Here is a 14,700-nt window from a genome sequence, read left to right on the forward strand (position 1 = left end):
CCATGACCCTGATGTAATGACCTTATGCACCTCAACCCTTACGGCGAGGATGCCGTGAATCTGGCGGCCGACCTGGCCAACCGCCGCCCGGCGAGCGCCGGGGAGCTCGCCGACCGCTGCCGTGCCGCCGGTCTGGTGGTGGAGGGTCCGGCCACGCCGGAGGATCTGGAGCGCACAGCGGTCGTGCTGGACACCTGGGAGAAGGTCGTCGACACCACGGACGAGCACGAGCGCGCCGAGCTGGTCAACCGGATGCTGGCCGCGGCCGCCGCCTACCCGCGGATGAGCGACCACGTGGGCACCGGCTGGCATCTGCACTACCGCGACGAGGGACAGCCCCTCAGCGGCGTGCTGTTCTCCCTGATCGCCGTGGGCACCGCACTCCACCTGACGGGACGCGGCGTGCACCGTCTCAGGCGGTGCGCCGTGACGGAGTGCACCACGGCCTTCGCCGACACCTCACGCACGGGCAGACAGCGCTACTGCTCCCCACGCTGCGCCAACCGCGACGCGGTCCGCCGCCACCGGTCCCGCGCCGCCTAGGGGTACCGGACAACCGTCGGCCGCGGCGCGAGCGCGCACCGCGGCCGAACCGGTCGCAGAGGATCAGCCCTGGACGGGCTTGCCCCGGCCCCACGCCCAGGCGAGGCGGTCCGCGCCGGACTGGTTGGTGGTGGCCAGCCAGGGCTTCGCCGGGTCGCCGGTCAGCTTCTGGATCGAGTACGTGTCGTCGGTCCGCAGCCCCGGCCAGTACACGGAGCCCATCTTCAGCTCACGGAAGGTGTCGGTGACGGCCTGGATGAAGTTGACGTAGTTGTCGTCCGGGGTCGGCACGTTGTAGTTCAGGCCGGTCGTCATCGGGGCACCGAACTCGTCCGCGACGGTCCGGTTCGCGCAGTCACCGATGCGCACCTTGAGGTCGGCGACCCACTCGTCGTAGGTGGCGTACGACTTCCAGAAGCCGTAGTGGTGCAGCGACAGGTAGGTGCCCTTGAGGCGCGGGTCGGCGCAGACCGAGGTGACGTGGTCGTTGTAGCCGGCGCCGCTGACGAACACCCGGTTGCGCGGCACCTTCGAGTAGGTCCGGAGCCACTTCGCCGCTATGTCGGCCCACTCGGTGTCGGTGTAGCCGTGGGGCTCGTTCATCGGCTCGAAGTAGACCTTCGAGTTGTTCTTGTACGCCTTCACCACGGTGTCCCACATGGGCCAGTAGGTGGCGGTGTCGTCGATGTAGCCGTCCTTGCGCTCCCCCGTGCCCTCCCAGTAGGACACGATGACCTTGAAGCCCTGCGCGGTCGCCGCGTCGATGACACCACGGTACGACTTCCAGTACGAGCCGTTGACGGTGTACGGGTTGATCGGCAGCCGGACGGTGTTGGCGCCGAGGTTCGCGCGGAACGCCGCGATGATCCGGCTCGACTTGGTGTACGTCTCCCGGTAGCTGTCCGAGGTCGACAGACCGGACAGCTGGAGCAGGTCGTCGGCGAAGTTGTCGCGGGGGTCGGCCCAGTTGACACCCTTGAACTGGGTGGTGTCGGTGCTCGGCGCGGCGGAGGCCGGGCTGCCCGCCAGGGTGGCGCCGGTCACTGCGGCGACCGCGACCGCGGCGAAGGTGGCGCGCAGTCGAGGGGTGAGGCGATTGCTGACAGGGGTCTTGCGCATCGACGTGCCCTTCCGGAACGACAGCATGTTTACGTAAACATGACGGCGCCGGAATCGTGACATCCGCCCCAGCAGCCGTCAAGGTTTCCCACACGTAACATCCGATGCGCCGCGCAACCGCGCTCACATCCGATCGAAGGAGGCATCAGTGGTGGAACGGGGTGGCTCCGACGTGCCGGGCGGACGCCGTAAACAGCGGGTGTCCATGGCGGACGTCGCCCGGCTCGCGGGCGTCTCGTCCCAGACGGTCTCGCGGGTCGCGAACGGCCAGCCAGGGGTGATCGACTCGACGCGGGAGCAGGTGCTCGCGGCGATGCGGGAGCTGGGCTACCGGCCCAACAGCGCGGCCCGCGCCCTGCGTTACGGCCAGTTCAACACCATCGGCGTGATCCTCTTCAGCCTCTCCTCCACCGGCAGCAGCCGTACCGTGGAGGCGATCGCCACCCACGCGGCGGCCGAGGGCTACGCGATCACCCTGATCCCCATCGACGTCCCGACGCAGGACAATGTGCTGGGCGCCTTCACACGCATGGGCGAGCTGGCCGTCGACGCCGTCATCGTCATCATGGAGATCCGTCTCCTCGACGCCGGAACGGTCCAACTCCCGCCCGGCGTGCACGCCGTGGTCGTGGACTCCGACGCCGGCGACCGCTACACCGTGGTCGACACCGACCAGGCGGACGGCGCGCGCCAGGCAGTGGAGCATCTGCTCGACCTGGGCCATCGCACCGTATGGCATGTCACCGGTCCGCAGACCTCCTTCTCGGGTCAGCGCCGGTCCCAGGCGTGGCGCGAGGTCCTGGCGGAGGCCGGACGTCCGGTACCACCGCCGCTGCACGGCGACTGGTCGGCCGAGTCGGGGTACACGGCCGGCCTCGCGCTCGCCGAACAGGCCGACTGCACGGCCGTGTTCGCGGCCAACGACCAGATGGCGCTGGGGCTGTTGCGCGCCTTCCACGAGCGTGGCCGCGCCGTCCCCGACGACATCAGTGTGGTCGGCTTCGACGACATCCCCGAGGCCGCGTTCTTCGTGCCGCCCCTGACCACCGTCCACCAGGACTTCGCCGAGGTGGGGCACCGCTGTGTGCAGAAGGCGCTCCAGCAGATCCGCACCCGGGACGGCTCCCGGCCCGGCACCGACCTGGTCCCGACCCGACTGGTGCTCAGACAGAGCACCGCACCCCCACGGAGCTGAAGCCACTCGCCCGTGGGGCGAAACCGCGGTGACGACGCCCCGGACGTGAGGACGCGTGAGGGCCCGGCCGGGCGGGCCGGGCCCCACGGGTCAGGCGGTGTGCAGGGTCAGGCCGTACCGGTTGAGGATCTCGTTGACGGGCTGGAACCAGGTCTCGCCCCCGCTGCCGCAGTTGCCCCAGCCGCCGGAGGTGACACCCTGCGCCTGGTCGCCGCTGATGAACGAGCCGCCGGAGTCACCGGGTTCGGCGCAGACGCTGGTCTTGGTCATCTGACGCACGGCGCCCTGGCTGTAGTTGACGGTCTCGTTCATCGCGAGGACCGTGCCGCAGTGCCAATGGGTGGTCGAACCCGAGCGGCAGACCGAGGAGCCGACCGGTGCCACGTTCGAGCCGCGCACGAGCTGGTCGGAGACGGTGCCCCAGCCGAGCACGACCGGTACCGTCCACCAGCCGCTGCCCACGTTGACCCAGGCGTAGTCGTTCTCCGGGAAGGACGAGCCCTGGAAGTTGCCGATATAGCTGCGGTCCCAGCCGTAGACGGCGGCGGACGGCTGCCCGCAGTGCCCGGCGGTGATGAACCCGCCGTGCACCGAGAACCCTATGGAGCAGCGGACGTTGCCGGTGTAGTAGGGGTCGCCGCCGACGGTTCCGGCGGCAAGGGTCCGCGGTGCGGCGGAGACGTGCCGGACGGTGACGGGGCCCGCACGGTGGGCCCGGTCCGTGAACCGCCGGACATCGTTGTCGGCTCGCTCGCTCGCGACGACGTTCACGACGACCGTGCTCACCTCGGGGTCCACGTGCCAGCTGCTCACTCCCGCGGGCGCGGACAGCTTGTCGAGTCGCGCCTGGGTGGCGGCCAGTTCGCGCGCGCTGTGCGTGACGGTGCGGACGGCGGCGCCCGTGGCCCGTACGTCGCGAAGGGTCGCCGGCGTCGCGTCCGGAGTGAGGCCGACGGTCAGCCGGCCGGCGGTGGCGTCGAACCAGGTGCCGCCGAAGGAAGTCCCGGCGGCCCGACGGACCTTGGGCTCCAGGGCCGTGGCCCGCCGCTCGGCCGCGAGCCTCTCCTCGGCCTCGGCCTTCGAGAGGTTCAGGTCGCGCTGCATGGCGGTGAGGAGACCGGCCGAGGCGGGCGCCTTGGCAGCGGAATCACCGGCCGAGGCGGGGGTGGTGCCCGCGGCGAGACCCGCACCGAGCGTGAGCAGCACGGCCAGCGCGGCACGGGTGAATCTGGTGCGTCTCATGGGGGTTGCCCTTCGTCGTTCCAGTGGAGTGGGGTGGAACCGCAGGAGCAGTGGATCTCTGAGAGCGCTCTCAGGGGTGTGGCGTGGCAGAGCCTAGCGGCCGATCAGGAACAGGTCCATACCAACGGACGGTCTGCTTCCGACTGCTCTCTCCCGCTCAACTGGCCGGGTTTCGGCCATGGTTGTGGTGCACCGACGTACGCTGCTTCAAGATCCGCCGCGGTGCGGATTCCCCCTGACAGGAGGCCCGATGGGTTTGGCGGAAGCGGTCGTGGTTCGGCCGGTGGCGGAGCTGCTCGCGGAGAACGCCGTGCGGTACGGCGAGAAGCTCGCGTTCGCCGACGACCGGCGCGGTGTCAGCTGGGCCGAACTGGACCGTCGGACCGCCCGGTTGGCGGCCGGACTCGGGGTGGAGCGCGGTACCCGGGTGGCGTTCTGCCTGGACAACAGTGTGGAGCTGGTCGAGGGGCTGCTGGCCACTGTCCGTGCCGCGGCGGTCGGTGTGCCGCTTCCTCCGCGCGCCACCCATGCCGAACTCGCGTACCTGCTGGCCGACTGTGATCCGGCCGTGGTCGTCACCGATCAGCGGCGTCTGCCGCGCATCGCCGGAATGGTCGCCGGGCGGTCGGTGCGTCTGGTGGTGACCGGCGAGGGCGAGGTGCCGGACGACGCCGCGCACATCGACGAACTCATCGCCGAGGGCGCGCACTTGGCCGGGGACGGCTTCACGGCTGGGGGTGCTTTCACGGCAAGGCGTGGTCCCGGAGCAGGGGGCAGCCTCGGAGTCGAGGGCGGTCTCGGAGGGGTCGGGGGCAGCCTGGAGGCCGGGGGCTCGGCCGGTCCCCGTGACGATCTCGGGCTGGACGAACCGGCCTGGCTGCTCTACACCTCCGGCACCTCCGGGACGCCGACGGCGGCCGTGTCCAGCCAACGGTCCGCGCTCTGGTCCTCGTTCGCCTGCTATCTGCCACGGCTGGGGCTCACGGACACGGACCGCGTGCTCTGGCCGCTGCCACTGGCCCACACCTACGCCCACTCCCTCTGTGTGCTGGGCACGACCGTGGCCGGGGCGAGCGCGCGGATCACCTCGACGCCGGACCCGGCCCGGCTGGTCCGGCTGATCGGCGAGTTCGCGCCGACCGTGCTGGGCGGCGTGCCGCTCACCTTCCGGCAGCTGCTCGACAGCGGCCTGGGCGCGGTGCCCTCGCTGCGGCTGTGCGTCACCGCGGGCGCACCGAGCGACGCGGATCTGCGGGAGGAGGCCGAGCGGCGACTCGGCGCACCGCTCCTGGACGGCTACGGCTCCACCGAGACCTGCGGCAAGATCGCGATGGAGGCGGTGAGCGGGCCGCGGGCACGGGGCGGCAGCGGGACTCCGGTGCCCGGCATGGAGGTCCGCCTGGTCGACCCCGACAGCGGGCTGGACGCGGACGGCGCCGAAGACTCGGACGGCGGGGAGGACTCGGACGGCGGCGAAGGTGAGATCTGGGTACGTGGCCCCGGCGTCATGCTCGGCTACCACAACCGGCCCGAGGCGACCGCCGATGCCGTACGCGACGGCTGGTACCGCACGGGTGACCTGGGCCGGCTCGGAGCGGACGGCGTTCTGACCGTCACCGGCCGGCTGGGCGACCGGATCGTGCGCGGCGGCGAGAACGTCGACCCCGCCGAGGTCGAGCGGGTGCTGCGCTCGCTGCCCGGGGTGCGCGACGCGGCCGTGGTGGCACGGGAGCATCCGCTGCTCGGCGAGGTCCCGGTGGCGTTCGTGGTGCCGGCGGAGCAGTCGCTCGACCCGGCCGGTCTGCTGCGGGGCTGCGCCGAGGTGCTGTCGGCGCACAAGGTGCCCGAGGAGGTCCTGTTCACGCCGGCCGTCCCGCGCACGGCGGCGGGCAAGCCCCGGCGGGCGGTGCTGCGCGAGACGCTCGCCGAACGTCCGCCGGCACCGGAACTGGCCCGGCTGGCCGGTCTCACGGCCGGCGAACGACGCACCGCGCTCACGGAGTTGGTGTGCGCTCAGGCCGAGGCGATCCGGGGCACGGCGGCCGATCCCGGCACCGCGTTCGCCGATCTCGGCCTGACCTCGCTGGACGCCATGACCTTGTGGCACCGGCTCAGTCTGCGCACCGGACTGCGGCTGCCGGCGACGCTGGTCTGGGACCATCCCAACCCGGCCGCGGTCGCCGCCTACCTGGACAGCCGGATGAGCGGTGACCCCCTCGCTCCCGCGTCCTCACCCGCTGCCGCGACGACCGCAGCGCGCCGCGGCCCGGACGCCGAACCGGTGGCGATCGTGGCCGTCGGCTGCCGATACCCCGGCGGCGTGAGCTCCCCCGAGGACCTGTGGCGGCTGGTCTCCGAGGGCGTGGACGCCACCGGCGACTTCCCCACCGACCGCGGCTGGGACATCGACACCCTCGTCCATCCCGACCCCGACCGGCTCGGCACGACCTACACCCGGCGCGGCGGCTTCCTGGACGGGGTGGCCGACTTCGACCCGCTGTTCTTCGGTATCTCCCCGCGCGAGGCACTGGCCACCGACCCCCAGCACCGGCTGCTCCTGGAGGTGGCCTGGGAGACGCTGGAACGCGCCGGCATCCCCGCGCCGTCGCTGCGCGGCTCCCGTACCGGGGTGTACGTCGGTCTGATGCACGCCGGTTACGGCACCGGCCTGTCGCCGCACGAGCTGGAGTCGCACATCGGCATCGGGTCGTCGGGCAGTGTGGCCTCGGGCCGGATCTCGTACGTCCTGGGCCTGCGCGGCCCGACGATGACCGTCGACACGGCCTGTTCGTCGTCGCTGGTCGCGATGGACCTGGCGGCGCGGGCGCTGCGGGCGGGTGAGTGCACGCTCGCGCTGGCCGGTGGGGTCACCGTGCTGTCGAGCCCGCAGCCGTTCATCGCGTTCAGCCGGCAGCGCGGGCTGTCGGCGGACGGCCGGTGCCGTTCGTTCGCGGCGGACGCGGAAGGCACCGCGTGGGCCGAGGGCGTGGGCCTGGTGCTGCTGGAGAAGCTGTCGGACGCCCGGTGCAACGGCCATCCGGTGCTGGCCGTGCTGCGCGGGTCCGCGGTGAACTCCGACGGCGCGTCCAACGGGCTGACGGCCCCCAACGGCGAGGCGCAGCGCGAGCTGATCCGGCTGACGCTGGCCGACGCGGGCCTCGGACCGGCCGACGTGGATGTGGTCGAGGGACACGGCACGGGCACCGCGCTCGGCGACCCGATCGAGGCGGGTGCCGTGCTCGCCACCTACGGGCAGGACCGTGACCGGGCCGATCCGGTGTGGCTGGGCTCGGTCAAGTCGAACCTCGGGCACTCGCAGGCCGCGGCCGGGGTGGCCGGCGTGATCAAGATGATCGAGGCGATGCACCACGGCGAACTGCCCCGCTCGCTGTACGCGGAGCGGCCGTCACCGCACGTGGACTGGTCCGCGGGAGCGGTACGGCTGCTCGACCGGGCGCGGCCGTGGCCGCCGCGCGACCGGCCGCGCCGGGCGGCGGTCTCCTCGTTCGGGATCGGGGGCACCAACGCGCATGTGATCATCGAGCAGCCGTCGGAGGCGGACGGCACGGCCGGGGCCACGCGTCGGCTGCCGGTGGCCTCCTGGCTGGTGAGCGGCGGCGACGCGGCCGGTCTCCGGGCCCACGCCGAAAAGCTCGCGGCGACACTGGCGGCGGACGCGGACACCGCGTCGGACGCGACCGGCGAAGCCGCGCTGGACATCGCGTACTCACTGGCGACCACCAGGGCTCCCCTGCCTCATCGCGCGGCCGTACTGGGCTCCGACGCCTCCGAACTGCTCGCCGGTCTGCGCCGGTTGGCGGCCGGCGAGGACGGTCCGACGCTGCTCAGGAACTCCGTGCGCGGGACGCCCGGGCTGGCGCTGCTCTGCGCCGGTCAAGGCATGCAGCGAGCCGGGATGGGCCGTGAACTCGCGGCGGCCTTCCCGGTGTTCGACGCGGCGCTCTCCGAGGTGTGCGCGTGGTTCGGGCCGTTGCTGGACCGGCCGTTGCGGGAAGTGATCGACGATCCCGACGGCGACCTGCTGGACCGCACGGACTACGCGCAACCCGCGCTGTTCGCCTTCGAGGTCGCGGTGCACACCTTGCTCGCCGACTGGGGCGTACGGCCGGACTACCTGGTCGGCCACTCGGTCGGCGAGCTGACGGCCGCGTACCTCGCCGGAGTGTTCTCGCTCGGCGACGCGGTCCGGCTGGTCGCCGCACGCGGGCGGCTGATGGCCGCGCTGCCCGCCGGTGGCGCGATGATCGCGGTGCGGGCACCGGAGACCGAGGTGGCACGCCGGCTCGGTGAGGCGCGCGGTCGCGTCGCGATCGCCGCGGTCAACGGGCCGGCGTCCGTCGTGGTGTCCGGTGACGAGGACGCGGTGACCGCGCTGGCCGACTCGCTCGGCGGCCGGAGCACCCGGCTGCGGGTGAGCCATGCCTTCCACTCGCCGCTGCTCGACCCGATGCTGGCCGAGTTCCGGGCGGTCGCCGAGACGGTGACCTACCACCGGCCGTCGGTACCGGTGGTGTCCACGGTGACCGGCCGTCCCGAGCCCGAGGCGCTGGCCGGCGCCGACTACTGGGTACGGCAGGTGCGCGAGACCGTCCGGTTCGCGGACGCGGTGAACTGGCTGGCGGAGGCGGGCGTGACGGCGTTCGTCGAGGCCGGTCCGGCCGCCGCGCTCAGTGTGGCGGCCGAGGACTGTGTCGCCCCCGACGCGGGCGCGGTGTTCACTCCGTGCGCCGACGCCCGGGGCGCACTCGCGGGGCTGGCCGCGCTCCATGTGCAGGGCGTCCCGGTCGACTGGCGGTCGGTGTTCGCGGACAGCGGTGCCCGTCGCCGCCCGCTGCCCACCTATCCGTTCCAGCGGCAGCGCTACTGGCTGGACGCGGTACGGCACGCCGCCCCGGCCGGGCATCCGCTGCTGGGCGAGCCGCAGCCGGACGCCGACGGGCCGGGCGTGCGGCACACCGGGGTGCTGTCCGTCGTACGTCAGTCCTGGCTCGCCGACCATGCGATCGGCGGCCGGGTCCTGGTACCCGCGACGGCGTTCGCCGAGCTGGTCTGCCACGCGGCCGGGACGTCGGGTCCGGTCCGGCTGACCGAACTGGCCTTCCGGGAACCGCTGGTCCTGCCGGAATCGGAGCCGGTGCGCCTTCAGGTCGTCACCGACGGTCCGGACGAGGCGGGGAACCGGCCGGTCACGGTCTGGGCCCGGGCGGGGGACGCGTGGACGCGGCACGCCACCGCGACCATCGCTCCGGCCGCCGCGGCGCCCGTCGTTGCGCGCGCGACATGGCCGCCCGCCGGTGCCGAGCGGCTGCCGGTCGACTACGACGGGCTCGCCGCGCACGGCCACCACTACGGTCCGGCCTTCCGCGCGGTGACGGCGCTGTGGCGCCGGGGGACGTCCCTGTTCGCCGAACTGGCCCTGCCGCCCCGGGAAGCGGCGACCGCCGGCTCGTACACCCTGCATCCCGCGCTCCTCGACGCGGCGCTGCACGCCGCCCTGCTGGCCGAAGACCCGGGCGAGACGCGGGTCCCGCTCACCTGCGCCGGACTGACGGTGCACGCCACCGGCGCCACCTCCGCCCGGGCGGAGCTGGAGCGGCTCGGCCCGGACGAGGTCCGGGTCGCCCTCACCGACCACGCCGGACAGCCGATCGCCACGGTCGAGTCCCTGATCACGCGGGTCCTGCCCACCCAGCGCCCCGCTGTCGAGGCCGAGGTGTACCGCCCGGCCTGGCGGCCCGTCCCGGCGGGCGGCGACGGCGACACGCGGCACGAACTGCTCGACCTGACGGGGCCGGACGCGGCGACCGCCCTGCCCGACCGTGCGCTGACGCTGCTCACCGCCGCGCTCGCGGGCGTGCGGGACTGGATCGCCGACACGCGGCCGGGGCGGCTCCTGGTGCTCACCCACAACGCCACCGGCGACGATCCCGACCCGGCGGAGGCCGCGGTCGCCGGACTCGTCCGCAGCGCCCAGTCCGAGCACCCCGGCCGGATCGTGCTGGTCGACCGCCGCGGCGGCCCCGCGTCCCCGGCGGACCTCGCCGCGGCACTGCGCACCGGCGAACCCCAGGTCGCCCTGGAGGACGGCACCGTTCTGGCACCCCGGCTGACCCCGGTACGGCCCCAGGCGGCGGCACCCGCCCTCGATCCCGAGGGGACGGTACTGATCACCGGCGGCACCGGTGCGCTCGGCGCGAGCCTCGCCCGGTATCTGGTGGCCGAACACGGGGTGCGCCACCTGCTGTTGGTGAACCGCAGCGGTCGTACGCCCGCGTGGGCCGCCGAACTCGGCGCGACCGTGCGCACGACGGCCTGCGAGGTCAGCGACCGCGCCGCCGTGGACGCCCTGGTCGCGTCCTGCCGGCCGACACTGACGGCGGTGTTCCATCTCGCCGGGGTCGTGGACGACGGCGTCGTGGACGGACTGACCCCGCAGCGGTTGGCGACCGTGCTCGCGCCGAAGGCGTTCGGCGCCTGGCAGCTGCACGAGGCCACCAAGGACCTCGGGTTGTCCGCGTTCGTGCTCTACTCCTCGGCCGCCGGCGTGCTGGGCCGCCCCGGACAGGCCAACTACGCGGCCGCCAACGGCTTTCTCGACGCGCTCGCCCGCCATCGCGTCGCACAGGGTCTGCCCGGGCAGGCCCTGGCCTGGGGCCCCTGGATCACGGCCGAGGACGACGGCATGGCGGCCCAGGTCCCGGCGCGCCGACTCGGCGACGGCGGTGTCCTGTCGGTCGACGAGGAAGAGGGCATCGATCTGCTCGACCGGGCGCTGCGGACCCCTGAGCCGGTGCTGGTGCCGATCCCGCTGAACCTGAGGGCGCTCGGCGGTCCGGCCACCCCGCCGGTCCTCACGGACCTGGTGCCGAAGCGTCCGGCCGCCGCCCCGATCGCCGCTCCGCAGGCACCCGGTGCCTGGCGGGAGCGGCTCGCCTCCGTTCCGGCGCACGAGCGGGAGGATGTGCTGGTCGAGCTGATCCGCGCCGAACTCGCCCTGCTGCTGGGCTTCGAGGACCCGGCCGCGCTCCCCACCGATCGCGCCTTCGGGGAGCTCGGCTTCGACTCGCTGATGGCGGTGCAGTTCCGCAACCGGCTCAGCGCGTTCACGCGCGTGCGGCTGGCGTCCACGGTCGTGTTCGACCATCCGACGCCGCACTCGCTGGCCGCGCACATCCACGACGCCCTGCGCGAAGCCCTTCCGGACGCCGGGGCCGACACCGGGAGCGGTGCCGAAGACGGCAACCGCGGGGACGGGCCGTCCTCCTACCCCTTCGGCCCCCTGTACCACCAGGTCCTGCGCGAGCGCGGTCCGCTGGAGGCGATGGGGCTGCGCTACCTGGCCTCCCACGCCCTCCCGTCCTTCACCGCCGCCGAGCGCGGCCGGTACGCGGTCGACCCGGTCCGGCTGGCGCGAGGCGCGGGCACCACGCTGGCGTACATCCCGGACTACCTCACGCCGTACCATCGCGTCCCCGCCGGGCTGGCCAAGCAGTTCGACGGCGAGCGCGACCTGTTCCTGCTGGAGCACCCCGGTCTCGGCGCCCGCAAGGCCGTGCCGGACAGTGCGGCCGCCGTCGTACGGACACACGTCGACGCGGTGGGCGCTCTGTCGTCCGAGGGGCCGGTCGTCCTCGTGGGCTACTGCGCCGGGGGCGCGATCGCGCACGCCGTGGCGCGCGAGCTCGCACGGTCGGGGCGGCCGCCGGCCGGGCTGATCCTGCTCGACGCCCACGCGGGCGTGCTGCGCAGGGACGACGAACGGGCGCTGGCGCTGATGACCGCCGGCGCGGAGCTGCCGGACGACGTCGTCGCCGAGTTCGAGGACTCGTTGCTGATCGCCGGCGGGGGCTACGCGCGCGTGCTGGAGAACTGGGACCCAGAACCGTCACCGGTCCCGACTCTCCTGGTGCGGGGCCGGCCGACCGCGCAGATGCGCCGCATCGACCCCGATGGGGAGTGGCTGCCGCGCTGGCCCCTGCCGCACGACACCGCGGACGTCCCCGGCGACCACTACACCCTCGTCCACCACGAGGCCGACACCACGGCCGCCGCGATGCGCGCCTGGCTGCCGGCATGATCCACCGACACCGCACCGGGGAAACAGGAGTTGGCGTATGAGCCAGGAGTACGACCTGATCGTCGTCGGCGGCGGGCCCGCGGGATCGACCGCCGCGACCGTCGTGGCCAGGCGCGGACACCGGGTCCTGCTGCTGGAGCGGGAGACCTTCCCGCGCTACCAGATCGGCGAGTCGCTGCTGCCCGCCACGGTCCACGGCCTGTGCCGCATCCTCGGTGTCGCCGACGAGGTGCAGCAGGCCGGCTTCACCCTCAAGCGTGGCGGCACGCTGCGCTGGGGCCGTGACCCCGAGCCGTGGCAGTTCTCCTTCGCCATGACGCCGCGCGTGCCCGAGCCCACCGCGACGGCCTTCCAGGTGGAGCGTTCACGGTTCGACGAGATCCTGCTGCGCGGTGCCCGGCGGGCAGGCGTCGAGGTCCGCGAGGGCAGCCCGGTGCGTCGCGTGGTCGCCGACGACGAGCGGGTGCGGGGTGTCGAGTACACCGACACCGACGGCAACTCCCGTACGGCACACGCCCCGTACGTCATCGACGCGTCCGGGAACACCAGCCGGATCCACGGCGGGGTCGGCGGTGGGCGCGTGTACTCCGACTTCTTCCGCAATCTCGCCGTGTTCGGCTACTTCGCGGGCGGGGCCCGGCTGCCCGAGCCGAACAGCGGCAACATCTTCTGCGCCGCGTTCGACGCGGGCTGGCTCTGGTACATCCCGCTGCGCGACGACCTGACGAGCGTCGGCGCGGTGATCTCCCCCGAGCACACGCCGGCCGTCCAGCGCGACGCGCGAGCCGCGTGGCGGGACATGATCGCGGCCTGCCCCGAGGTGAGCCGTCTGGTGGCGGGCGTACCGGAGGCGACCGAGCCGCCGTACGACCAGGTGCGGGTGCGCAGGGACTGGTCGTACTGGAAGAAGTCCTTCTGGACTCCGGGCATGGCGCTGGTCGGCGACGCCGCGTGCTTCGTGGACCCGGTGCTGTCCTCCGGCGTCCATCTGGCCACCTACGGCGCCCTGCTCGCCGCCCGTTCGGTGAACTCCGCGCTCGACGGCAGCGTGCCCGAGGAACGGGGCTTCGCCGAGTTCGAGGCCCGCTACCGCCGCGAGTACCGCGTGTTCTACGACTTCCTGATCTCCTTCTACGACATGGAGCGCAACGAGAACTCGTACTTCTGGTCGGCGAAGAAGATCACCGAGGTGGAGCTCGGCGAAGCAGCCGCGTTCGCCGAGCTGGCGGGCGGACTGGTGTCCGGCGACACCGCGGTGGTCCGTGCGGACTGGCACACCTCGGCGGCCCAACTCGACAGCGCAATAGGCCAGTTGGCGACCTCGGACGGCCGTATCAACCCGCTGCTGTCCGCCCCGGTCGTCGGCGAGACCTTCCGCACCGGCAACGACCTTCAGGAGCAGGCCCTTTACGGCGGTCCGCTCGACGACCCCGGCCCGGCCGGCCCCGAAGGCCTCGCCGTCACACCGGACGGCCTGTCCTGGGTCAAGGCGTGACCGCCAGGTCCCCCAGCAGCTTCCAGGTGCGGCGCCGGTCCTCCTCGCCCCCGAGGTCCGTCGCGGTGAACACCACCTCCGTCGCCCCGGCCTCCCGGTAGCGGCGCACCTCGGCGGCGACGGTCTCCTCGTCGCCGATGACGGCCAGGTCGGCGGCGCGGGTGGCACCGGAGAGGCCGATGACCCGCTGGTAGGAGGGGAACCGCTCGTAGAAGCCGAGCGACTCGGTCGCCGCCTCCCGGACCGCCTCGGCGTCGGCGGTGACCACGCCGGGCACGAAGGCCACGATCCTGGGCGCCGGTCGCCCCGCCGCCTCGGCCGCCGCGGTGACGGCCGGGACGATGTGCTCGTCGAGGGCGCGCGGTCCGGCCAGCAACGGGAGGATGCCGTCGGCGAGTTCGCCCGAGACGCGCAGGGCCTGCGGGGCCATGGCGGCTACGAGGATCGGCACCGGAGGCTCGGCGCCGCCGGGCACCGACGCGGGCAACGGCGGGGAGGCCGTGAGCAGTTCACCGTGGAAGTCGGCGCCGCCGGTCTCCGTCAGCAGGCGCAGGGCGGTCAGGAACTCGCGGAGCCGGGCGATCGGGCGCTCGTACGGGATGCCGAAGCCGGTCTCGGTCAGGTGCTTGGTGCCGAGGGCGAGCCCGAGGTGGTACCGGCCTCCGGTGGCGGCCTGGGCCGTCTGGGCCTGGCTCGAGACGAGGAGCGGGTGGCGGCCGAAGACGGGGATCGCGGCGGTCCCGACCTGCAGACCGGGCACCTCACGGCCGACGATCGCGGCGAGCGAGGGCGAGTCGTACCCGAAGGTCTGCCCGAACCACGCAGAACGTAGCCCGAACTCATGTGCCTCCCGGGCGAGTTGCACCGTGGGATCGATCCGGTTCTGGAGAGGGAGTGCTACGCCGATGGTCATATCCCGGGCAACCGGCGGGCGCGGGACGGGCATTCCTGCTCGCACATGACAAGCGTGTGAAGCGCTTGTTGACCTTGCCCCAAGGGGAGCCCGCA

General features: G+C 73.2%; 7 protein-coding genes. 4 read left to right on the plus strand and 3 right to left on the minus strand.

Annotated elements, in window-relative coordinates:
- Positions 1–24: 24 nt before the first annotated feature.
- The gene (locus tag ACIOHP_RS22155; protein ID WP_401889917.1) at positions 25–543 is read left to right on the plus strand and encodes a CGNR zinc finger domain-containing protein; all 519 of its coding nucleotides are present in this window, start codon (positions 25–27) and stop codon (positions 541–543) included.
- Between the two features lie 63 nt (positions 544–606).
- Here ACIOHP_RS22155 and ACIOHP_RS22160 read toward each other — a convergent pair whose 3' ends face one another.
- Positions 607–1,662: a glycoside hydrolase family 5 protein gene (locus tag ACIOHP_RS22160; protein WP_401889919.1), complete on the minus strand. Its 1,056-nt coding sequence runs from the start codon at positions 1,660–1,662 to the stop codon at positions 607–609.
- Positions 1,663–1,810: 148 nt separating this feature from the next.
- Between ACIOHP_RS22160 and ACIOHP_RS22165 the strand changes: the two genes are divergently transcribed.
- Positions 1,811–2,857 carry a LacI family DNA-binding transcriptional regulator gene (locus ACIOHP_RS22165; protein ID WP_401889922.1) on the plus strand — a complete coding sequence of 349 codons (1,047 nt, stop codon included), beginning with the start codon at positions 1,811–1,813 and terminating at the stop codon, positions 2,855–2,857.
- Between the two features lie 90 nt (positions 2,858–2,947).
- Here ACIOHP_RS22165 and ACIOHP_RS22170 read toward each other — a convergent pair whose 3' ends face one another.
- The gene (locus tag ACIOHP_RS22170; RefSeq protein ID WP_401889924.1) at positions 2,948–4,099 is read right to left on the minus strand and encodes a S1 family peptidase; all 1,152 of its coding nucleotides are present in this window, start codon (positions 4,097–4,099) and stop codon (positions 2,948–2,950) included.
- Positions 4,100–4,349: 250 nt separating this feature from the next.
- Between ACIOHP_RS22170 and ACIOHP_RS22175 the strand changes: the two genes are divergently transcribed.
- Together ACIOHP_RS22175 and ACIOHP_RS22180 are read left to right on the plus strand one after the other, a co-directional pair.
- Positions 4,350–12,197, plus strand: a complete 7,848-nt coding sequence (locus ACIOHP_RS22175; RefSeq protein ID WP_401889927.1) for an SDR family NAD(P)-dependent oxidoreductase — start codon at positions 4,350–4,352, stop codon at positions 12,195–12,197.
- A gap of 37 nt (positions 12,198–12,234) precedes the next feature.
- On the plus strand, positions 12,235–13,692 hold the full coding sequence (locus tag ACIOHP_RS22180; protein WP_401889930.1) for a tryptophan 7-halogenase: 1,458 nt from the start codon (positions 12,235–12,237) through the stop codon (positions 13,690–13,692).
- Here ACIOHP_RS22180 and ACIOHP_RS22185 read toward each other — a convergent pair.
- Positions 13,682–14,605, minus strand: a complete 924-nt coding sequence (locus ACIOHP_RS22185; protein WP_401889933.1) for an LLM class F420-dependent oxidoreductase — start codon at positions 14,603–14,605, stop codon at positions 13,682–13,684. The two genes, ACIOHP_RS22180 and ACIOHP_RS22185, sit on opposite strands and share 11 nt — an antisense overlap.
- Positions 14,606–14,700: the final 95 nt, after the last annotated feature.

The sequence above is a fragment of the Streptomyces sp. NPDC087859 genome (assembly GCF_044742595.1).
GTDB classification, from domain to species: domain Bacteria; phylum Actinomycetota; class Actinomycetes; order Streptomycetales; family Streptomycetaceae; genus Streptomyces; species Streptomyces canus_F.